Annotated in this window: 21 protein-coding genes; 15 read left to right on the forward strand and 6 right to left on the reverse strand. The window is 52.6% G+C overall.

Features of this window, described 5'->3' with window-relative positions:
• Positions 1-128 precede the first annotated feature (128 nt).
• The 3 genes from clpA to HVE01_RS04020 all read right to left on the reverse strand — a co-directional run bounded on the left by clpA (position 129) and on the right by HVE01_RS04020 (position 5,448).
• Positions 129-2,405: an ATP-dependent Clp protease ATP-binding subunit ClpA gene (clpA, locus tag HVE01_RS04010; protein WP_125746569.1), complete on the reverse strand. Its 2,277-nt coding sequence runs from the start codon at positions 2,403-2,405 to the stop codon at positions 129-131.
• Positions 2,406-2,543: 138 nt separating this feature from the next.
• Positions 2,544-2,867 (reverse strand): ATP-dependent Clp protease adapter ClpS, encoded by a 324-nt coding sequence (gene clpS, locus HVE01_RS04015; RefSeq protein WP_125753484.1) that lies wholly within the window; start codon positions 2,865-2,867, stop codon positions 2,544-2,546.
• 343 nt (positions 2,868-3,210) lie between these two features.
• Positions 3,211-5,448 carry an NADP-dependent isocitrate dehydrogenase gene (locus HVE01_RS04020; protein ID WP_125746568.1) on the reverse strand — a complete coding sequence of 746 codons (2,238 nt, stop codon included), beginning with the start codon at positions 5,446-5,448 and terminating at the stop codon, positions 3,211-3,213.
• Between the two features lie 305 nt (positions 5,449-5,753).
• On the opposite strand from HVE01_RS04020, the gene HVE01_RS04025 reads away from it, so the two are divergent.
• The 9 genes from HVE01_RS04025 to HVE01_RS04065 all read left to right on the forward strand — a co-directional run bounded on the left by HVE01_RS04025 (position 5,754) and on the right by HVE01_RS04065 (position 14,594).
• Positions 5,754-6,356, forward strand: coding sequence for a pseudouridine synthase (locus HVE01_RS04025; protein WP_146942552.1), 603 nt, complete (start codon positions 5,754-5,756; stop codon positions 6,354-6,356).
• A gap of 8 nt (positions 6,357-6,364) precedes the next feature.
• The gene (locus HVE01_RS04030; RefSeq protein WP_125746564.1) at positions 6,365-6,814 is read left to right on the forward strand and encodes an NUDIX hydrolase; all 450 of its coding nucleotides are present in this window, start codon (positions 6,365-6,367) and stop codon (positions 6,812-6,814) included.
• Between the two features lie 73 nt (positions 6,815-6,887).
• Positions 6,888-8,030 carry a tRNA 2-thiouridine(34) synthase MnmA gene (mnmA, locus tag HVE01_RS04035; protein ID WP_146942554.1) on the forward strand — a complete coding sequence of 381 codons (1,143 nt, stop codon included), beginning with the start codon at positions 6,888-6,890 and terminating at the stop codon, positions 8,028-8,030.
• The gene (gene hflD, locus HVE01_RS04040; protein WP_125746560.1) at positions 8,027-8,665 is read left to right on the forward strand and encodes a high frequency lysogenization protein HflD; all 639 of its coding nucleotides are present in this window, start codon (positions 8,027-8,029) and stop codon (positions 8,663-8,665) included. Before mnmA ends, hflD begins: the two co-directional genes overlap by 4 nt.
• Positions 8,666-8,758: 93 nt before the next feature.
• Positions 8,759-10,144: an adenylosuccinate lyase gene (gene purB, locus HVE01_RS04045; RefSeq protein ID WP_038482516.1), complete on the forward strand. Its 1,386-nt coding sequence runs from the start codon at positions 8,759-8,761 to the stop codon at positions 10,142-10,144.
• Positions 10,145-10,199: 55 nt separating this feature from the next.
• A complete protein-coding gene (locus HVE01_RS04050; RefSeq protein WP_146942556.1) occupies positions 10,200-11,381 on the forward strand; it encodes a cupin domain-containing protein in 1,182 nt (393 codons plus the stop codon).
• Between the two features lie 6 nt (positions 11,382-11,387).
• Positions 11,388-11,810: a GNAT family N-acetyltransferase gene (locus tag HVE01_RS04055; protein ID WP_125746556.1), complete on the forward strand. Its 423-nt coding sequence runs from the start codon at positions 11,388-11,390 to the stop codon at positions 11,808-11,810.
• Between the two features lie 449 nt (positions 11,811-12,259).
• Positions 12,260-13,858 carry an isocitrate lyase gene (locus HVE01_RS04060; RefSeq protein ID WP_125746554.1) on the forward strand — a complete coding sequence of 533 codons (1,599 nt, stop codon included), beginning with the start codon at positions 12,260-12,262 and terminating at the stop codon, positions 13,856-13,858.
• Positions 13,859-14,126: 268 nt separating this feature from the next.
• Positions 14,127-14,594, forward strand: coding sequence for an outer membrane lipoprotein (locus HVE01_RS04065; protein ID WP_125746552.1), 468 nt, complete (start codon positions 14,127-14,129; stop codon positions 14,592-14,594).
• A 122-nt stretch (positions 14,595-14,716) separates the two neighbouring features.
• Here the strand turns inward: HVE01_RS04065 and HVE01_RS04070 are convergent, their stop codons facing one another.
• Entirely contained in the window at positions 14,717-14,998 is a 282-nt protein-coding gene (locus HVE01_RS04070) for a hypothetical protein (RefSeq protein ID WP_146942558.1), read from the reverse strand.
• 179 nt (positions 14,999-15,177) lie between these two features.
• On the opposite strand from HVE01_RS04070, the gene HVE01_RS04075 reads away from it, so the two are divergent.
• The gene (locus HVE01_RS04075; protein WP_125746549.1) at positions 15,178-15,660 is read left to right on the forward strand and encodes an FKBP-type peptidyl-prolyl cis-trans isomerase; all 483 of its coding nucleotides are present in this window, start codon (positions 15,178-15,180) and stop codon (positions 15,658-15,660) included.
• Between the two features lie 62 nt (positions 15,661-15,722).
• Here HVE01_RS04075 and nikR read toward each other — a convergent pair whose 3' ends face one another.
• The gene (gene nikR, locus HVE01_RS04080; RefSeq protein WP_125746547.1) at positions 15,723-16,124 is read right to left on the reverse strand and encodes a nickel-responsive transcriptional regulator NikR; all 402 of its coding nucleotides are present in this window, start codon (positions 16,122-16,124) and stop codon (positions 15,723-15,725) included.
• Between the two features lie 106 nt (positions 16,125-16,230).
• Here nikR and HVE01_RS04085 point away from each other — a divergent pair, with 106 nt between their 5' ends.
• The 5 genes from HVE01_RS04085 to HVE01_RS04105 are packed head-to-tail and all read left to right on the forward strand — an operon-like array spanning position 16,231 to position 21,083.
• Positions 16,231-17,811, forward strand: coding sequence for an ABC transporter substrate-binding protein (locus tag HVE01_RS04085; protein ID WP_146942560.1), 1,581 nt, complete (start codon positions 16,231-16,233; stop codon positions 17,809-17,811).
• The gene (locus HVE01_RS04090) at positions 17,802-18,782 is read left to right on the forward strand and encodes an ABC transporter permease (protein ID WP_244973785.1); all 981 of its coding nucleotides are present in this window, start codon (positions 17,802-17,804) and stop codon (positions 18,780-18,782) included. The genes HVE01_RS04085 and HVE01_RS04090 overlap by 10 nt, the downstream gene beginning before the upstream one ends.
• Entirely contained in the window at positions 18,779-19,579 is an 801-nt protein-coding gene (locus HVE01_RS04095; protein WP_146942564.1) for an ABC transporter permease, read from the forward strand. The genes HVE01_RS04090 and HVE01_RS04095 overlap by 4 nt, the downstream gene beginning before the upstream one ends.
• Before the next feature lie 15 nt (positions 19,580-19,594).
• Positions 19,595-20,449, forward strand: coding sequence for an ATP-binding cassette domain-containing protein (locus tag HVE01_RS04100; protein ID WP_146942566.1), 855 nt, complete (start codon positions 19,595-19,597; stop codon positions 20,447-20,449).
• Positions 20,442-21,083 carry an ABC transporter ATP-binding protein gene (locus HVE01_RS04105; RefSeq protein ID WP_146942568.1) on the forward strand — a complete coding sequence of 214 codons (642 nt, stop codon included), beginning with the start codon at positions 20,442-20,444 and terminating at the stop codon, positions 21,081-21,083. Before HVE01_RS04100 ends, HVE01_RS04105 begins: the two co-directional genes overlap by 8 nt.
• On the opposite strand, the gene HVE01_RS04110 is transcribed toward HVE01_RS04105, so the two are convergent.
• Entirely contained in the window at positions 21,040-22,227 is a 1,188-nt protein-coding gene (locus HVE01_RS04110) for an MFS transporter (protein ID WP_146942570.1), read from the reverse strand. The two genes, HVE01_RS04105 and HVE01_RS04110, sit on opposite strands and share 44 nt — an antisense overlap.
• Between the last annotated feature and the right edge of the window lie 36 nt (positions 22,228-22,263).

Consider the following 22,263-nt stretch of genomic DNA (forward strand, 5'->3'; position numbering starts at 1 on the left):
GCAAATATAGCGTAAGTACGGCGCCGCTCTCTGGAAACGACAACGCCCCGTCGGATGACAGGGCGCTGTGCTAGTTTAGGCATGAGCATAAAGGCCTAGTGTGGACTTAGGTGGCCTTAGCGCCCTTTTCAGGGCGCATCTGCCATCTCAGATTCCATTGATAAATGCAGCTCTCCTTCTTCAAGGCTAACGTGCACAATACCGCCTTGATCAGCCAACTCACCAAACAAAATCATCTCAGCCAACGGCTTTTTCAGTTTCTCTTGGATCAAGCGGGCCATTGGGCGCGCCCCCATATCAGGGTCGTATCCCTTCTCTGCCAACCAATCTCGTGCTGTATCATCCACTTCAAGCTGTACACGCTTTTCGTCCAGCTGCGCTTGTAGCTCGATCAGGAACTTATCGACAACGTTACGCACAACGGAGGTTGGCAGTGCATGGAACTGGATAATACCATCCAAGCGGTTGCGGAACTCAGGCGAGAAGGTACGGCGAATCACTTCCATCGCGTCGGTTGAGTGATCTTGGCTTTGGAAACCGATAGAGCGCCGTGACGCCTGCTCTGCTCCTGCGTTAGAGGTCATGATCAGGATAACATGACGGAAATCCGCCTCGCGGCCATTATTGTCTGTCAAACGACCGTGATCCATCACCTGCAGAAGCAGGTTAAACACTTCAGGATGCGCCTTCTCAATTTCATCTAGCAACAATACACAGTGCGGTTGCTTGGTAATGGCTTCAGTTAACAGCCCTCCTTGGTCATAGCCAACATAGCCTGGAGGGGCACCAATCAAGCGAGAAACAGTATGACGCTCCATGTACTCCGACATATCAAAGCGTACTAGCTCGATACCCATGATATGCGCCAACTGCTTAGCCACTTCGGTCTTACCAACGCCGGTTGGGCCAGCAAATAAGAAACTACCTACTGGCTTATCTGGCGATTTCAAACCGGCACGGGAAAGCTTAATGGCAGCAGAGAGAGTATCGATGGCCTCATCTTGTCCGAACACCAGCATTTTCAAGTCGCGGTCAAGCTTTTCAAGCAATTTACGATCAGAGCTTGAAACACTCTTTGGCGGAATCCGCGCAATAGATGCCACTACTGCTTCCACTTGCTCAACATCAATGGTGTTAGCCCGCACTTCCGGCGGCAGCATCCGTTGGTGCGCGCCTGCTTCATCAATCACATCGATGGCTTTGTCAGGTAGGTGGCGGTCATTGATATAGCGATCAGCCAAACGCGCGGCACTCTCTAGCGCGCCATCGGTGTACTTAAGCTCATGGTGTTCTTCAAAGCGCGAACGCAGCCCTTTCAGGATCTTGATGGTGTCATCTACAGAAGGCGCGAGCACATCCACTTTTTGGAACCGGCGAGCCAGAGCGCGATCTTTCTCAAAAATACCGCGGAACTCCTGGAAGGTTGTCGAACCGATACAACGCAGCTCACCAGAGGAGAGCAAGGGCTTCAGTAAATTAGACGCATCCATGACGCCACCCGAAGCAGCCCCCGCCCCAATGACGGTATGAATCTCGTCAATAAAGAGCACAGCGTTAGGCTGCTTACGTAATTCACTAAGCAAGCTTTTTAGGCGCTTCTCGAAATCACCACGGTATTTAGTACCCGCTAATAGCGCACCCATATCAAGTGAGTAGACCACTGCGTCAGCAATCACATCTGGCACGTCTTCTTCAACAATGCGCTTTGCCAAACCTTCCGCGATAGCGGTTTTACCAACACCCGCCTCGCCGACCAATAGCGGATTATTCTTGCGCCGACGGGCAAGGATTTGCACCACGCGCTCAAGCTCATGGTCGCGACCAATCAATGGGTCTATTTTGCCTTGACGCGCCTGCTCGTTCAGATTGGTAGCGTAACCGGTTAACGGATGCGCAGCCCCTTCAGAGCTACCCTCTTCAGCATCTTCACTCTCTTGGGAAGACGGCGATGGAGCAGGCCCATGGCCAGCTACCTTAGAAATACCATGAGCGATATAGTTAACAGCGTCTACACGTGCAACGCTTTGCTGCTTGAGGAAGTAAACGGCTTGGCTTTCTTGCTCAGAGAAAATAGCGACCAGCACATTAGCGCCAGTCACTTCACTCTTTCCAGATGACTGCACGTGAAATACAGCACGTTGCAGTACGCGCTGAAATCCAAGGGTTGGTTGCGTTTCGCGATCCGCCTGACTCTCAGGAATCAATGGCGTAGTCGAATTAATAAAGTCCTGCAGATCGGACCGCAGCTTATCGAGATTCGCCCCACACGCCTTTAGCACGTCAACTGCTGACGCATTATCCAACAACGCCAGGAGCAGGTGCTCAACGGTCATAAACTCGTGGCGCTTTGAGCGAGCCACGGTAAAGGCCGTGTTCAGGGTAAGTTCAAGTTCTTTGCTCAGCATGGCAGTCCCCTTTTCGCTACTACCTAGGGCGTGTCGCCACCTAGGGCTTGCGTCGGATCAGTTTAATCGACCGGCACTTTCAACATCGGGTACAAATGGCGCACTTGCAAGGCCCATCGCTAATTTTTTTCAACGCTTTCAGTCAGCAGCTTCAATATCACACATTAAAGGATGCTCGCATTCGCGGGCATATTCATTGACTTGATAACTTTTCGTTTCTGCAATATCCCGTGTAAAGATCCCGCACGTCGCTTTACCTTGGGTATGCACTGCAAGCATGACCTGGACCGCTTGCTCACTATCCATATTAAAAAATTCCTGTAATACCTCAACGACGAACTCCATCGGTGTGAAATCGTCATTATGAAGTACCACTTTATATAGCGGCGGCCGAGCAAGCTCAGGCTCAGCTGGCTCAACGGCCAGATCATCATCATATTCAGGCGCATCAGGCCGAGTCATTCCTGCGTGCAGGATAGCCGTGACGCATAGGCTGTCTGTAGTAGGCATAAGCAGCAAGGTTTGTCGTCTCTTAGCTGGCGGGTGGTGTCTTACAGCGCTTGAGTCATTCTAGCGTTCGTTGCTCTAGCTTGAATGACGCTAGTTCTAATGACTCTAGCCATTACTCATTCAGCGTTGTTCGACTCACTGTAGTAAGACGCCCGTTACCAGCAAGGGTTCATGGAAAATACAAAATTAGCATACTAAATAAGACAAAAAACCCTCGCCCACCAAGGCGGGCGAGGGATATCACAGCATTTTCATGAGCATTGCCGAACAGCAACACAGAGCGCTTGTGATTTATTTAACCGTTAGCGACCATTGCAAGGGCTTCGTTAAGCGTCTTACTCGGGCGCATAACTTGACTAGCCACTTCCCCATTCGGGTGGTAATAGCCTTTAAGGTCAACAGGCTGGCCTTGCACGCTATTCAGTTCGTCAATGATCGTAGCTTCATTGGCTTTCAGCGTTTCTACCAAACGGGCAAAGCGAGTTTTTAGTTCAGCGTCTTCATCCTGAGCTGCTAGTGCTTCTGCCCAATAGAGCGCTAGATAGAAGTGGCTTCCTCGGTTATCAAGCTCACCCACTTTGCGCGAAGGTGATTTATTGCTCTCAAGGAACTTGCCGTTAGCTTCATCCAACGCTTTTGCCAGTAACTTAGCACGGTCATTGCCAAAACGTTTGGCGAGGTGCTCCAAAGAAGCAACCAGCGCCAGGAACTCGCCAAGGCTATCCCAGCGCAAGTGGTTCTCTTCAAGCAGCTGCTGAACGTGCTTAGGTGCGGAACCACCAGCCCCCGTTTCAAACAGACCGCCGCCATCCATCAGCGGCACGATGGAAAGCATTTTGGCACTAGTGCCCAATTCAAGAATCGGGAATAGGTCTGTCAGGTAGTCGCGGAGAATGTTGCCCGTCACCGAGATTGTATCAAGGCCACGAATCACGCGCTCAAGGGTGTAACGCATCGCCCGGACTTGAGACATGATATGGATTTCGAGGCCATCAGTATCGTGATCTTTGAGGTACGTTTTGACCTTTTTGATCAGCTCATTCTCGTGCGGACGGTAAGGGTCAAGCCAGAACACCGTCGGCATACCAGAATCACGGCAGCGCTCAACCGCCAACTTCACCCAGTCGCGAATCGGCGCGTCTTTAACCTGGCACATACGCCAGATATCGCCCTGCTCCACAGTCTGTGACAGCAGTACTTCACCTGTGTCCAGATCGGTGATATTGGCAACACCATCCGCAGGCACTTCGAAGGTTTTATCGTGTGAGCCGTACTCTTCGGCTTTTTGCGCCATCAAACCAACATTGGGCACAGTACCCATTGTGGCCGGATCAAACGCGCCGTGCCATTTGCAGAAGTTGATCATTTCCTGATAGATACGCGCAAACGTCGACTCGGGCATGACGGCTTTGACGTCCTTGAGACGACCATCAGCACCGTACATCTTACCGCCAGCGCGAATCATTGCAGGCATCGAAGCATCGACAATCACATCGCTGGGTGAGTGGAAGTTGGTGATGCCACGCGCCGAGTCAACCATCGCCAGCTCTGGGCGCTTGTCATGGCACGCATGCAGATCACTAATGACTTCATCACGCTGGGATTCTGGCAAGGTCGCAATTTTATCGTAAAGATTAGCGATGCCGTTGTTCACATCGACACCCAGCTCTTTGAAGAGCTCACCGTGCTTCTCAAAGGCGTCCTTGTAGAAAATTTTGACGCAGTGCCCGAACACAATGGGGTGCGAGACCTTCATCATCGTCGCTTTTACGTGCAATGAGAACATCACACCGGTCTTACGCGCATCCTCGATTTCACGCTCGTAAAACTCCAGCAACGCTTTCTTGCTCATAAACATGCTGTCGATGATTTCGCCTTCCAGCAGCTCGACCCGGGGCTTGAGCACCTTGGTTTCGCCGTTGGCAGTGATCAGCTCCATCTTGACGTTGCGGGCGCGATCCAGAGTCATCGACTTCTCGCCGTGGTAGAAGTCGCCACTATGCATGTGCGAAACATGGGTACGCGACGCCTGGCTCCACTCCCCCATAGAATGCGGGTACTTGCGGGCGTACTCTTTTACCGCCTTTGGTGCGCGACGATCAGAGTTACCTTCACGCAATACGGGGTTAACTGCGCTGCCTTTCACTTTGTCGTAGCGCGCTTTAACATCTTTTTCTTCGTCGCTGCTGGGGTCGTCCGGATACTCGGGCAGCTTGTAACCTTGTTCTTGCAGCTCTTTGATCACCGCCCGTAGCTGCGGCATAGAAGCACTGATATTCGGTAATTTGATGATATTGGCTTCAGGCACCTTGGCCAGTGCACCCAACTCGGCCAGGTGATCCTCGATACGCTGCTCTTCAGTCAAGTAGTCGGGAAATAAAGAGAGAACGCGAGCCGCCAGGGAAATATCCCGGGTTTCCACCTCGATACCCGCAGCGTCGGTGAAAGCGTCAATAATCGGTAGCAAAGAGTATGTCGCGAGCGCAGGCGCTTCGTCGGTGAGCGTGTAAATGATCTTCGGCGTTTTAGACATTTTGCGTTAACCTCTTTTTTCTATCGCTGTGATTATAGAGATCCTGAGCGACGCGACTTCTTCAACGAGAGACCATGCCGCGAAGCAGGCGGGGCCATTTAATTTGGCTTTCCCAGTTATCAATCGGTGGTTTTTACGGTGGTTATTTCAGTGGAAATTACGACAACTCCAGCACGACATAAACGCGATTCAAAGGCAGCTTTTCAAGCACTGCCTTTGACAGATTAGCCTCAAAGTATACCAGCGCTGCATTTTAATCGCATGAGAGATTGTCGACAAATCAAGGGCACCCTTCTAAAGAGATTATGAGCACTTTATATTTACTGCATAAACCCTATCGCATGCTCTCTCAGTTTACCGACAAACAAGGCCGCGCCACATTAGCCGATGTTATAGATGTGCCTGGCGTATACGCCGCAGGGCGACTTGATTATGACTCTGAGGGTCTGCTGTTATTAAGTGATGATGGCAGTCTCATTCACCGTATCGCCCACCCACGTCACAAGCAGCCCAAAACTTACTGGGTGCAGCTCGAAGGGCGGATTAATGATGAGGCAATGAGTGCGCTGAAAAACGGTGTCGTCTTAAAAGATGGCCCAACCCAGCCTGCAAAAGCCCGGCGTATTGAACCACCGGCCATCGCACAACGCGACTCAAGGATTGACCCTAAGCGCCACCCAATTACTAGTTGGTTGGAACTAACAATCAGCGAAGGCCGCAACCGCCAAGTACGGCGCATGACTGCCCATGTAGGATTTCCTACGTTGAGATTGATACGCGCGGCGATTGGCACTTGGCAACTTGGCAACTTGGCTCCGGGCGAGTGGCGCAAAGAAACACTACACGCCCCCCTCCCCACTAAAGCGACTAAGCGCAGTAGCGCTCCTCGGCGCAGGCACTCCAAATGAGCAGTGAGATGATAAAAAATGCCATCATCAGAAGCACCGTTGCCTGCGTGATTCAGCGCAATGATCGTTTTTTGATGGTGGAAGAAGCCCGCGGCGGCAGACAAACCGTGTTTAACCAACCAGCTGGACATGTAGAGCCAGGCGAAGGCCCAATGGCAGCCATCTTGCGCGAAGTACAGGAAGAAACCGCTTGGCAGGTGACGCTAACCGACTACTTAGGGCTTTATGTCTTCCACACGCCCGAAGGCCTTACCTTTCATAGCCATGGTTTTATAGCCACACCAGACGTCATGCTCTCATCCCCCATTGATAGCGACATCACCGCCACTCACTGGCTGACATTAAATGACATCAAGGCTCTCGGCGATGCTGGCCGGCTGCGCAGCCCCCTGGTGCTGAAACGGATCGAAAACGCCATTAAGGGCCGCTGTTTTCCTCTCGCCGTGATTCATGAGTGAAGCACTCGAAGCACCAAGCCTCCATCGTGTATAATCAGCATCCAATTGCACACCACTTCAACTGAGGATGCCAATGACATCCACCCATGGCACGTCTATTGCTGAAGCGCCCGAGACCCAAAAAGTAATCGTTGGCATGTCGGGCGGCGTTGACTCATCGGTTTCTGCTCTCCTTCTACTCCAACAAGGGTATGAGGTTGAGGGCCTGTTTATGAAGAATTGGGATGAGGACGACGGCACCGAATACTGCACGGCAAAAGAAGACCTCGCCGATGCAGAGGCCGTGTGTGAGAAGTTGGGTATCAAATTGCATACGGCCAATTTCGCCTCCGAGTATTGGGATAACGTCTTCGAGCATTTTTTAGCCGAATATAAAGCGGGTAGAACGCCCAATCCCGATATCTTGTGCAACAGGGAAATCAAATTTAAGGTCTTTCTAGACTACGCTGAAATGCTAGGCGCCGATAAAATCGCAACCGGGCATTATGTTCGCCAAGGGGTTCGCGGAGGACGCCCGCGCCTGCTAAAAGGTGTGGATAGCAATAAAGATCAAAGCTATTTCCTACACGCGGTGCCTGAAGCAGCGATTGCGCGCACCCTGTTTCCGGTTGGAGAGCTGGAAAAGCCTGCCGTTAGAGCCCTGGCTGAACAGCACGATCTTATTACCGCCAAGAAAAAAGACTCGACGGGTATTTGCTTTATCGGCGAGCGCCGTTTCCGTGATTTTTTGCAGCAATATCTGCCCGCGCAACCTGGCAATATTGAAACGCCCGAAGGCGATGTCATTGGCAAGCATATGGGGCTGATGTACTACACCCTGGGGCAGCGCCAAGGGTTAGGTATTGGTGGTCTCGCCAACTATTCGGAAGACCCATGGTACGTAGCGGCCAAAGACCTTGAGCGCAATGTATTGATTGTCGTCCAAGGTAAGCATCACCACCTGCTGTTCACCAATGCATTGGCCACTGAAACCATGGACTGGGTGGCAGGAGAACCGCCTGCTGCGCAAGGCCGTTACACGGCCAAAACCCGCTATCGTCAAAGTGATTGCCCATGCGCGATCCATGCGCTGCCCGACGGCACTGTTGAGGTGGTGTTTGATGATCCGCAGTGGGCGGTCACACCGGGCCAGTCATTGGTACTTTATGATGGTGAAATCTGCTTAGGCGGCGGCGTTATTCGCGCCACTTGGAATACCACGGAGGCCGCTGCATGAGCGCTACCCCTATTCATCGCGCGCCGGAGTCTCAAGCCGCTCGCCAAGCACTGGCACTGGCCGGCGTTTTTCAATCCGCTAGTTTGGTAGACGAACTCGCGCGCACTGGACAAGTAGATCCTCGCGCCTGGGAAACACTTATCAATGCAACCGTGGACACCAACCCGGAAAGCTTTGAAGCTATTTATGGCGGCCACCCCAACAATTTACGCCGCGGATTAGAAACACTCGAAGCCCTTGTTGGCCGCAAACAAGCCAACCCTGTGGTTCTTCGCTACGGTTTTTCGCTACTACTGTTAATGAATAAACTGCGCACTGACCGCCATATGATGGATTTACTTGGTCAAAAGCTGTCCCACGTACAGGGGCAGGCAGAGCACTTTGGCAGCACTCATGAAAATGTGATTGCAAGCCTGGGTGATGCCTACCAAGAAACCATTTCGACGTTCAAAACCCGCATCGTGGTTCAGGGCGATCCCTCTTTACTGCAGACTCGCATGATGCCCGAGCGGGTGCGCGCCTGTTTGATGGCGGGCATACGTTTTGCGCTGCTATGGCACCAACAAGGCGGCCGTCGCTGGAAGCTTGTCTTCCAGCGTAAAGCGTTGAGGCGCGCGCTTGATAGCCTTGGCTAACGCGCCCAAAGATCATCTAGGCACTTCGCGCCATTTCTTTTCGGCATATTGCTGTTCGAACCATTGACTTCAGACCACCTTGGAAACCAAGCCATGCAACTCTCTGCTTTGACCGCCCTCTCCCCCGTTGACGGACGTTACGGCGCAAAAGCCGCCGCACTACGGGAACACTTCAGCGAATTCGGTCTTATCCGTGCGCGCGTGATTGTGGAAGTGCGCTGGCTGCAGCGCCTTGCTGACCACAGCCAAATTGTCGAAGTACCACCGCTGTCAGTGGAAGCGACGGCTTTTCTTGAACAGTTAATTCGTGACTTTTCTGTCGAAGATGCCGAACGCATTAAAGAAATAGAGCGCACCACCAACCACGATGTCAAAGCGGTTGAGTATTTCTTAAAAGAGAAGATTGCAGGGCAACCCGAGCTCAACGCGGTCACTGAATTTATTCACTTCGCTTGCACCAGCGAAGACATCAACAACCTTTCCTACGGCGTTATGCTGGCAGATGGCCTAAAAGCCACTCTACCTACCTTGCATGAAGTCGCTGATGAGATTGCCAAACTGGCCATTGCCCATGCGGCTCAACCGATGCTTTCGCGCACTCATGGGCAAACCGCCAGCCCCACAACGTTAGGCAAAGAAATGGCCAACGTGGCCTACCGGCTTAAGCGCCAGCTCAAGCAAATCGAACGCGTTGAGATTCTGGGTAAAATTAACGGTGCTGTAGGTAACTATAATGCCCACCTGACAACCTACCCAGACATTGACTGGGAAGCCAACGCACGCACCTTTGTGGAAGGCTTAGGACTAAGCTTCAACCCCTACACCACACAAATTGAGCCCCACGACTACATTGCCGAGCTTTTCGATGCAGTTTGCCGCTTCAACACTATTTTGATCGACTTTGATCGTGACGTATGGGGCTATATTTCGCTGGGCTACTTTAAACAGCGCACCGTCGAAGGCGAAATTGGCTCATCGACCATGCCACATAAAGTTAACCCAATTGACTTTGAAAACTCGGAAGGCAACCTTGGGTTGGCCAATGCCGTGCTTAATCACTTGGCCCAGAAACTACCGATTTCACGCTGGCAGCGCGACCTGACGGATTCAACGGTGTTGCGCAACTTAGGCGTTGGCTTGGCTTACGGTCTGATTGGCTATCACGCCAGCCTCAAAGGTATCAGCAAGCTTGAAGCAAATCCTGAGCGTCTCGCTGAAGACCTGGATAACAGCTGGGAAGTATTGGCTGAGCCAATTCAAACGGTCATGCGTCGCTACGGCATCGAAAAGCCCTACGAAAAGCTTAAAGAATTAACCCGCGGCAAACGTATTGACCAAGCAGGCTTTGCCGCTTTTATTGATACGCTAGAGCTACCCGAGTCGGTTAAAAATGAGCTGAAGGCTCTCTCTCCTGCCAGCTATATTGGTAATGCAAAGGCTCAAGCCGAAGCACTTAACCAGCGGCTTGCTGCACTCTAAACGACGCACTGCGCCCTTAGTCAGACGCAGCGCTCATTTGAACTAGGATAACGCCATGAGCCAACACGATAAGCCACTCACATTGCTGGGCGATTTAACGCCCGAAGACTTCTTGGCCAATTACTGGCAGCAGAAGCCGCTGCTGATTCGTGGCGCTATCCCCGATTTTGTTAGCCCCATCGATCCCGATGAGCTAGCCGGGCTTGCCTGCGAACCCGGTGTAGAAGCGCGTCTTGTAGAAGAAAATGGGCCTGATGGTCCCTGGCAGGTTTCCCACGGTCCGTTTGACGACGCAACCTTTGAGCGGTTGCCGGAAGGCAACTGGAGCCTCCTGGTTCAAGCCGTCGATCACTACGTACCTTCTATCGCTGCATTAATGGATGAGTTTGATTTCCTTCCCCGCTGGCGGTTGGACGACATCATGGTCAGCTATGCACCACCCGGTGGCAGTGTCGGCCCGCATATCGACCAATACGATGTTTTCCTGTTACAGGCTAGCGGCCACCGGCGCTGGCAACTAGGCGGTAAGCAGCCAGACAACGCGCCCATTATCCAAGGTATCGATCTACGCATTCTCGAAACCTTTGAGATTGAAGCCGACTCTGACTGGACGTTATCACCGGGCGACATGCTGTATCTCCCTCCCGGCTGGGCGCACCACGGCGTTAGCCAAACCGACGACTGCATGACTATCTCAGTAGGGTTTAGGGCACCATCAGCGGATGAAGCCATCACATCCTACGCCGACTATCTCGGAGAGCAGCTTGCTGACTCCCACCGCTACAGCGATGCAGGCATGTCTCCTGCAAGCCAAGTGGGTGAACTCGATGATGCGGCCGTCGAACGTATGCGCCAATTTGTACTTTCCACTTTGGATAACCCTGAACAAATAGCCCAATGGTTTGGTCGCGTCATGACCCAACCGAAATATATTGACCAAGTAGCGCCTCTTGAAGTGCCCATGACGGAAGCTGACCTTGTTGCGCAACTACAACACGGTGAACCACTGTTTCATATGCCCGGTTCCCGCGTTGCTTGGCGAAGCGATGCCAACGGTACCACGCTCTTTGTCGATGGCGACGGACACTCCTGCTCAACCGAGCTAGCCAAGCGGCTTGCCGACCCATCGCCTATGTATGAAGACGTACTTGCCATTGATGGGGCAGCAGCGCTGATAACACAGTTAGTAAACACTGGAAGCCTAGGCTTTATGGGCGAAGAGGATGATGAGGAGTAGCTAGCGGTGTCGACGGCAACCATTATTAACGGTGATTGGAGTACGCTAAAGGATATAGCTTCCGAGATCCGCCGCGTGGTGTTTATCGAAGAGCAGTGCGTGCCTCATGAGGAGGAGTGGGATGGCCGTGACGAGGAGTGCAGCCACTTCATTGCCTATCTTGAGGATCAGCCGGTGGGGACTGCGCGACTGCTGCCCGACGGCCATATTGGGCGTGTCGCGGTACTCGATAGCGCGCGCGGCGCTGGCATTGGCTATCAACTTATGGAAACAGCCATCCAAGCGGCCCGAGAAGCAGGCCATGCCCATGTAGCGCTGAGCGCCCAACTGCACGCCCTCGCCTTTTACCAGCGCCTGGGATTTGTGGCGCATGGTGACACCTTCATGGATGCCGGAATACCTCACCGGGAGATGCTATTAACGCTGTAGTTTCGCTGTTCTCACTTCGCTTGTGATCAATCGATAAAAGCGCCACTAGCTATGTGGCGCTTTTTTTTGCTCCATTTTCAGCCCAGCTGACGAAAAACGACTACACAAACAGAGCATTTCAGCACGCTCCTGTAGTTGAACTACAACCCCTTCTGCCCCCAAGTGACAATTGTTGAAGCTGGCTTTCTCGTTGATAGTTATTGCACCGCAGCGTTATGGCGCAACATTGAAGGTAGCCAAATTGGAAACGCTGTAATCGACGTTTAAATAAGCATCTTCACAATGATGACTCTCCGATGCGACGTTTGACTAAGAGACGTTTTGCTCAGAGACAATTGGCGTAGAGACAGCGCGTTAAATTTCGATAATGCTGAACACATCTTCGCAGGTGCAGCATAAGAATAAGCTAACTTGCGAAATAGCTATCATGACCCCGGAGGAAACAGCTTATGTCAGGACTGCTCGACGATATCAAAGCAATGGCCCAACTGCGCGAAGCTCAAGGCGGCAAATGGGAAGCGATCAAACCTGAATACGCTGCACGCATGCGTGCTCAGAACCGCTTTCATACCGGTTTGGATATTGCGCGCTACACTGCAAAAATTATGCGTGACGATATGGCTGCCTACGACGCAGACACATCTAAGTACACGCAGTCTCTGGGGTGCTGGCACGGTTTTATTGGCCAACAAAAACTGATTTCCATTAAAAAGCACTTTGGTACGACTAAACGCAGTTACCTCTATCTGTCAGGCTGGATGGTAGCCGCCTTGCGCTCCGAGTTCGGCCCACTGCCCGATCAGTCGATGCATGAAAAAACATCGGTCGCTGATCTGATCGAAGAGCTGTACACCTTCCTGAAGCAGGCAGACGCCTGGGAACTTAACCACCTGTTCCGTGCTCTGGATGATGCTAAAGAAGCAGGCGACAGCGCTAAAGAGCAAGAGCTGATCAGCAAAATCGATAACTACGAGACGCATATCGTACCGATCATTGCCGATATCGATGCAGGTTTCGGTAACGCTGAAGCGACTTACCTGCTGGCCAAGAAGTTCATCCAAGCGGGTGCTTGCTGTATCCAGCTTGAAAACCAAGTGTCCGATGAGAAGCAGTGCGGCCACCAGGATGGTAAAGTTACCGTCCCCCACGAAGACTTCCTGGCAAAAATCAATGCAGTGCGTTATGCCTTCCTTGAACTCGGCATCGAAGATGGCGTTATCGTGGCGCGTACTGACTCGCTAGGCGCAGGCTTAACCCAGAAAATCGCAGTGACTAACGAACCTGGCGATCTCGGCGACCAGTACAACAGCTTCTTAGATGGCGATGTTATCGAAAATGCTAGCGACATCAATAATGGTGATGTGGTTATCAAGCAAAACGGCCAGCTGGTTAAGCCGAAGCGTTTAGCGTCAGGCCTCTATCAGTTCAAACCGGGCACTGGCGAAGATCGCGTTGTGCTTGACTGTATCACCAGCCTGCAAAACGGTGCGGACCTACTGTGGATTGAGACCGAGAAGCCACACGTCGGCCAAATTGCCAGCATGGTTAATCGCATCCGCGCCGTCGTGCCCGATGCCAAACTGGTTTACAACAACTCACCGTCATTTAACTGGACACTTAACTTCCGTCAGCAAGTATTTGATGCCTGGGAAAAAGAAGGCAAAGATGTTTCCGCTTACCAGCGCGACAAACTGATGGGTGTTGAATACGACAACACGGAACTTGGCCAACTAGCGGATGAGTGGACACGTAACTTCCAACGCGATGGCGCTCGTGAAGCCGGTATTTTCCACCACCTGATCACTCTGCCGACGTACCACACAGCGGCACTGTCGACTGATAACCTGGCTAAAGGCTACTTCGGTGATGAAGGCATGCTGGCCTACGTCGCAGGGGTACAGCGCCAGGAGATTCGTCAAGGCATTGCTACTGTCAAACACCAGGATATGGCTGGCTCTAATATTGGCGACGACCATAAAGAGTTCTTCCATGGTGACGCGGCACTTAAAGCGGGTGGCAAAGACAACACTATGAACCAGTTCGGTTAATCATTTAATTAGCAATACTCAACAGGGAGCTTCGGCTCCCTGTTTTTTTATTGCACTCCCACCTCCCCAGCTGCTCAAACATTGTGTACGCTTTTACACATTGCTTTCTTAATACTTGTCTACACTTAAATTTGTGATCTTTCTTACTGATGGCTAGTCAAAACTAGCCGCTTAGGTTATCTTTAGCGAACGCTGTTCTATAACTAGCTTACGTATTACCACCGTTGGGCTTAGCAGCCATGCGGGTCAAGACACACTGGAGGTTTGAATGAAACGTTTACTACCTATTGCAGCATTAAGCATTCTTACGCTGGCAGGCTGCGCCAATACTGCGCCTTACTCAGGTGATGTGTATCGTGGTAATCAAGCGCAAACAGGCCAAAGCGTGACCTATGGAACCATCGTGGCGATCCGTCCTGTACAAATCCAAGCAGACAGCCGTACGGGCAACCTGTTGGGTGGCGGCGGTGGTGCTGTCATTGGCGGTCTGCTGGGCAGTCAAGTTGGCGGTGGCTCTGGTCGTCAACTAGCAACCGTTGCAGGCGCATTAGGTGGTGCAATTGCGGGTACCGCCGCGGAAGATCGCGCTAACCGTATCAGTGCGTTGGAAATGGAAATTCGTCGCGACGACGGCACAAATGTGATCGTGGTTCAAAGCGCTGACCGTCAATATCAAGCAGGCCAGCGTGTTCGCCTGATCGGTAGCGGCGCTAACTTAAGCGTAGCTCCGTACTAAGCTCGTATTACCAAACGCTTCCTAGCCAGTAACACAGGTAGCGCCGTAATAGAAAAATGCCCGACCAAGTAAACTTGGTCGGGCATTTTTGTCGCCTTCGCTAATGGCTAACAAAGCATAACTTAGTGAGCTACTTTATTACTCGCCCAACCTGCCAGCTTTGCGATTACCAAACCAATAATGGTCAACAGAATAACGACCAGAAGGATATCGACTGGACGAATCAGCGTTGTAGCACCCAACACGGCTAATGCTGCCACCCATAAATAGCGGTTGTCGCCATGTGCTTTTAATACCTCAGGCAGCATTTTATCCAACCCCTGGCTGACACTGCTATCCCAGCGTTTGTTCGCAAAGTAGGCAATTAGCACAAAGGCGATAACCCAAATCAAGAAGATTGTCATAACCAGCTCCAGTGAATGTTGTCTAAAGGGGGAAAAGAAGTTGTCGTAGGGTATCCCCGGTTACCCCGTGGCGCAATAGCGCCAAAGGAGTGGGAGGAGGAAAAAGCCTGCTTACCCCCTGACAAGCAAGCTTTCACGCGTTACCATGTTGGGACATGCACTCACCGAAAGGTTATTAAATGCAAATTGCGCAAAACTCGGTTGTCGCGTTCCACTACACCCTGACCAATGATGCAGGTGAAGTGCTAGACAGTTCCGAAGGCCGTGAGCCGCTGACGTATCTACACGGCGCTGGCAACATTATTCCAGGTCTGGAAAAAGAACTCGAAGGCCGTACCGAAGGCGATAAGCTGAACGTAAAAGTAACCCCAGAAGAGGGCTACGGCGAAGTTCAAGAACAGCTTATGCAAGAAGTACCTCGCGATGCGTTCCAAGGTGTTGAAAGCATTGAGCCGGGCATGCAGTTCCAAGCCCAGACTCAAGGTGGCCCGCTGATGGTTACTGTCAAGAAAGTTGAAGGTGATACTGTTGTCGTTGACGGCAACCACCCGCTGGCTGGCCAGCATCTTAACTTCGACGTTGAGATTGCCACCGTTCGTGAAGCGAGCCAGGAAGAAGTCGAGCACGGTCATGTGCACGGCGAAGGCGGCGTAGAGCACTAAGTTGCTTAACGCGTGCTTATGGGCGGCCTAGGGCCGCCCTTTTTAATGGACGCTTCCCTAGATTACTCCTCAGGGATAATCACTAACTGTCCATAGCGCACACTACGTGACGATGTCACTTCATCAGAGAACTGCTTCAAGGCACTACCCTGCCCTTTTAGTAGCGCCACTTCCAAGCAGCTATCATGATTAATATGCACATGAAGCGTCGATAGCGTTAGATCATGATGATCATGGAAGTGTCGGGTTAAGCGTTTCGATAAATCTCGCGCCGCATGATCGTACACATAGACGAGCGCGCCCATACATGGCGCCTCAGGCGCAACCTCCTCTTTAGCCTGCTTTAATCCACTGCGTGTTAAATCGCGTATCGCCTCTGAGCGGTTTTGGTAGCCGCGCGCATGCATCAATGCATCGACCTCGCTCAGCAGTTCCTCGTCCAGCGTTACCGTTACCCGTTGCATATTCTCTCCTAAACTAACGCCGCAAGCGCGGTGCTGCCATGACTTCCAGACCTTAAAGTATGATGTTATTGTAAAAACATCACACTGCTGGTTTCTGGGATATCTTATGCGTCGTACTATCTTACTGGGTCTGGCGGCTACATGCGTCGCGTTTAGCACGCCGGCCTTCAGCAAAGAGCAATTGGTTTTGGCAATCGGCGGAGAACCCGAGCAAGGGTTCGATCCATTGCTTGGCTGGGGCCAGTACGGTAGTCCGCTTTTTCAATCAACGTTGCTAACCCGCGGACGTGAACTTACGCCAGAAGCCGGATTGGCTACCACGTGGACACTGTCAGAAGACCGACTCACTTGGATACTCACTCTGCGCGATGATGCCCGCTTTAGTGACGGCACACCGCTGACTGCCAAGGATGTTGCCTACACCTTTAATGCCGCAAAGCAAGCCGGTGGCCGAGCCGATTTAAGCGCACTGAACAAAGCCCGCGCCATCGATAATACGACCGTGGAACTGTCTTTAAACGCGCCGCGGATTACCTTCATCGATCAGTTAATGACGCTTGGTATCGTTCCAGACGCTAACAGAGAAAACGGTTATCGCGAAGGGTACGGTAGACAGCCGCTGGGCTCAGGTCCTTATCGGCTAGTCGAATGGCAAGAGGGCGAGCAACTAATTGTTGAGCGGAACCCCTACTTCCATGGCCCTTTACCGGCCTTTGAGCGACTGGTGTTTGTATTTACTGGCGAAGAGGCTACGTTAAGCGCGGCCCATGCAGGGGAGCTCGACCTTGCCGCTGTGCCACCGGCACTCGCCACCAACTTGCCAAGCGATATGCAGCGCATCGTCATGGAAAGCGTCGATAATCGAGGTATTTTGTTTCCTATGCAGCCTGCTACGGGCGAGCAGTCTGCGTCTGGCGCGCCTATTGGTAACGATGTTACTGCCGATAGTGCGATACGCCGGGCGGTCAATCTTGCCCTTGATCGAAATACCCTCGTTGACGTCGCCCTTAATGGCTTTGGGCGCCCCGCATTTGGCCCTGCCGATGGGCTACCCTGGAGTCTGGATGACGAAGCCTTTACAGCGCCCGACATCGACCGTGCCAATGCGCTACTCGATGCAGCAGACTGGGAGCGTCGTGCCGACGGGCTACGCTATAAAAACGACCAGCCCGCTCGTTTTCGCTTGACCTACCCTGCCAGCGACACCACTCGCCAACTGCTTGCTCAGGTAAGCGCCGAAATGGTACGTCCGCTGGGCATTGAGATGCAGCCGACAGGCCGTCACTGGGACGAAATACAGCGCGAAGCACTGCACCAAGACGCCATCGTCTTTGGCTTTGGCAGCCACAGCCCACAAGAGGTGTACTACCTATTTCATAGCCAGCACGCGGGGTTTGGCTTCTATAACAGTGGCTACTACTCAAACGCGACAGTTGATAGCCACCTAGAGGCCGCTCAAGCGGCGGCAGGGGCAGAAGAAGCGAACCGTCACTGGCAAGCCGCCCAGTGGGATGGCAACACGGGCTATGGCTTTAGGGGCGATACTAGCTGGGCATGGATGGTTAACCTAGCCCATGTATATGCAGCCAACACCTGCCTGGACCTTGGGGAATTAGGCATTGCGCCTCACGGCCACGGCTGGCCGGTTACCGCCAACCTACTTGAATGGCGCTGGACGTGCGATTGATTAAGATACTGGCAAGCCGTTTAATACGCCTTGCGTTGGTATTGCTGTGCGTCGCTATAGTGACGTTTGGGTTAGTCATGCTGTCGCCTATTGACCCTGTAGATGCCTACCTTGGCCCTCAAATGGCACAGGTAAGCCCCGAACAACGTGCTCTGATCGCTGAAAGGTGGGGCTTTGATGCCTCGCCTGCCGTTCAATTTGGTCATTGGCTGAGCCAATTGCTAAGTGGCGAGTTAGGCTGGAGCCACATCTACAATCAACCGGTTAGCGAAGTTATCAGTCAGCGTTTCCAACGCTCTTTTATCTTGCTGAGTAGTGCTTGGCTAATGTCGCTGCTTGTTGGCTTTGCGCTTGGCGTCATCGCCGGTGCGAAAGAAGGCTCACTGCTTGACCGGCTGATTAGCGGCTACGCCTATGTCACCGCCTCAACGCCTGCGTTTTGGCTTGGCATGCTGGCAGTACTGCTATTCTCCGTTTATCTCGGCTGGGCTCCAACCTGCTGCGCCGGACCGGTTGGCATACTCAACCAAGACGTTAGCATGCTGACTCGATTGCACCACTTAGTATTACCCATGATGACACTGGCTCTGCTAGGTATCGCCACCATCACCCTTCATACCCGCGCACGCATGATAGCGCTGATGAACTCCGATATCGCCCTTCACGCTTTTGCCCAAGGAGCCAGCCGCTCAGATATCGCTTGGCGCCATGGCCTACGTCACGCCAGCCTCCCGGCACTAACACTCGCTTTTGCTTCGCTGGGAGAGCTGTTTGGCGGCTCAATCTTAATTGAGCAGGTATTTGCCTACCCCGGCCTTGGACAAGCCACTGTTGAAGCAGGACTACGTAGTGATGTTCCGCTACTACTTGGGATAGCGCTGTTTACCGCGCTGTTTGTCAGTGTCGGAAATCTAATCGCAGATAGCCTGTATCCACTAATCGACCCACGCATGGCACAGGAACAGCCATGAGCATGACCCAACCACGCATAGCCGCCGCTGGCTATATTAGCCTTCTACTTATCATGTTGGTTGTGCTGTTAAGTAGCTCATGGTGGGCAGGCCCTAGCGCGACACCAATGCAGTTTGATGCGCGCCTTATGCCACCAAGCACCAGCCATTGGCTGGGTACCGATGCTTTGGGACGCGAGCTATGGATGCGTACACTGGCTGGATTAAGGCTCAGCTTTTGGGTAGGGCTAAGTGCTGCGCTACTCGGCACACTCATTGCGTTAACGCTCGCGACGCTGGCGACACTTTCAACCACGTTAGATACGCTCGTTAGCCTGCTGATTGACACCCTGTTAAGCGTACCGCATCTGATATTACTACTCCTGTTAGCTTTTGCTTTAGGTGGTGGTACACAGGCAGTGATTATTGCCGTTGCACTTACCCATTGGCCAAGTTTAGCCAGGATACTAAGAGCGGAACTCTTTTCCCTACGCCATGCCCCCTACGTTGCTATTTCCCAGGCACTAGGAAAAAGCCGTGGTTTTATTTTAGTACGCCACTTACTCCCCCATTTAATTCCCCAATGTATTGTTGGCGCGCTATTGCTATTTCCTCACGCCATTCTGCATGAAGCCGCACTGACTTTTCTGGGCGTAGGGTTAGACCCAACCCAACCCGCTATCGGGGTATTACTCGCCGATGCTATGCGCTACTTAACCGGAGGCTTTTGGTGGTTAGGAGTATTCCCAGGCCTGGGATTACTGCTGATGGTGCTATCGATTGATCGTTTAGCGGTGCAATTGCGTCGCGCTCTATAACGGGAGGAAGCAAGCATGCTGGATATAGAGAATCTGACGCTGCAATTACCCTACTACCAGCACTGGTGGCTACGTGCGTGGACCACCTGCATTGATAACCTGTCGTTAAGCATACAACCCGGTGAAGTACATGCCGTCATTGGTGCATCCGGCGCCGGAAAAAGCCTGCTAGCTTACACAATTATGGGATTGCTACCCGAAGGGGCAAAAACCAGTGGTCAGCTATTTTTTAAAGATGCGCCATTGACCGCTGAACGCCAGCGCCAGCTCAGAGGCCGCCAGCTGGGCCTCATTCCGCAATCACTTAATGCCCTAGACCCACTCGCCAGCAGTCAACGCCAAGTTAGTTGGGCGGCTCGCCGGGCAGGGCAAAGCAAAACCGTCGCTTGGCACAGCGCAGAGCGGGCACTCAATCATTATCAGCTCAGTCATCACGCTCAGCGGGCATACCCCCACCAGCTTTCAGGCGGTATGGCACGGCGTGTTTTAGCCGCCATGGCCCAAATCGGCAACGCCAGCCTAATTATTGCCGACGAACCAAGCGTAGGTTTGGACCCTCAACAGCGCGACCGTGTATTGGCCTCTCTGAAGGCACTCGCGCTTGAAGGAAAGGCCGTCATGCTAATTACCCACGATTTGCGCCACGCGTTGCCCATCGCCGACCATGTAACGATACTGCGCCAGGGGAAGTGTATCGAAGCGACTCCTGCCACTGCCTTTCAAGGCAATGGGAAACAGCTTAAAAGCACCTATGCCTGCGCGCTATGGAATGCACTACCAGATAACACCTTTAGCGCTCAGGTGCCTATTAACGAGCGCGGCCCCCATACGGATGCCGTTGACCTAGCTAAGGAGTCAATCCTTGCTTGAAGCACGAAAAATCACCTTTGGCTTCCGTTCTCAAGCACCACTATTAACGCAACTTTCGCTATCACTTGAGCGGGGAGAATGGCTGGGGCTAAGCGGTGACTCAGGGGCAGGCAAGTCTACGCTGGGAAAACTCTTGGCTGGCTTACTGCAGCCACAGCAGGGGGAGATTTATGCCGATGATAAGCCACTCCCTTCCCGTGGACTGCGGCCGGTACAGTGGCTACCGCAATCACCGGAACTTGCCGTCAACCCACGTTGGCGAGTAAAGAACATACTCTGCGAAGCATGGTGCCCTTCCGCATCATTAATGCAAGACTTTGGCATCCAACCTGATTGGCTATCGCGGTTTCCAACCACCTTGTCTGGAGGAGAATTACAGCGGGTATGCGTATTGCGAGCGTTAGCCCCGGGGGTGCGCTACCTGATCGCTGATGAAATCTCGACCATGCTCGATCCTATCACCCAAGTGGAGCTATGGCAGGCAATAAGAAAAGTGGCTGATCGCCAGCAACTTGGCGTGTTAGTGATCAGTCATGACGCAGCACTGCTAGCGCGATTGTGTACTCGCCGCCTCCATTTACAAGGCACACTTAATGCCGTTCACGACGTTCGAAGCGCCTTAAACCAATGCTAATAATTAGCGTAACGCTAAGCAGCAGCCAAGATCCCAACGCGATGCCCTGCCACTGCGCCCAGCGCCAAAATGGCTCTAACCAGAATCCACCAACACTTGCCCCGAGGTAGTAAAATACCAAGTAAAGCGCTGAGGCACTGCCCCTAGCACCCTGTGCATAGCGACCCACCCAGCTAGAGGCCAAAGAGTGTGCTAAGAAAAACCCAAATGCGTTAATGGTGAGACCAACAATAATCAGCGGCAGAGCGTTGGCCAGCGTTACCGCCGTGCCTAGCATCAAAATTAAGATACCCACGCTCATACAGCTCGCGGGTGAAAAACGATCGGCTAATCGACCTGATAGCGTAGAACCCAACGTCCCCCCCAGATACGTCAGGAAAATCAGCCCCAAGCTGCTAGCCGCTAATTGATACGGCTCACCCGCTAAACGGAACGTGATATAGCTGTACTGATTGATAAAAATAAGGAAGTTAATTCCGCCCAGGCAATAAGCGGCCAACAACACCGGCGTGCGTAGGTGCCCGAGCAGATCTCCGGCCGCTTGGCGAAATTTAAACCGCTTGGCTGTAAAGGCTCGACTATTAGGTAGCAGTCGCCAAAAAACCGCGCACCCGGCGACCGTCATGATTCCTACCGCTAAAAATGCCGCCGTGGGGCCGCCTATGGCCGCCGCGCCACCGCCTACAATTCGGCCACTAATACCGCCCAGTGAATTGGCGCCAATATACAAACCAACCGCACTGAGCAAAGCAGGCTTCTCAAATTCATCCCCCATCCATGCAATCGCAACGGCTGGCAACCCACCCAGCACGAACCCCTGCAGTAAACGCAGCAATAATAAGCTTTCGAAGGTAGGTGCAAACGCCAATGCAAGGGAAAGGCCGCCGGCTAGTAGCAACGTAATGCGCATAATAGCCTCACGGCCAATCGCATCAGAAAGGGGGCCAAATACGAGTAGCGCGAAAGCCAGGGAAAGCGTGGAGGCGGACATCAAAAAACTAACACCTAAGGTAGATACTCCATAGGTGTCCTTCAGCCCGGGTAGCAGCGGTTGCGGGACATATAAATTGATAAAAACAAGGAACGACCCTAGACAAAGAGCCGCAGTCGCGCGCCACCAGGCGCGCGTTCTAGCCTCAATCATGTGATGTCCACACTATGCAAAACTGATCGCAGACAT

It is taken from the genome of Vreelandella venusta, from assembly GCF_007989605.1.
Taxonomy (GTDB): domain Bacteria; phylum Pseudomonadota; class Gammaproteobacteria; order Pseudomonadales; family Halomonadaceae; genus Vreelandella; species Vreelandella venusta.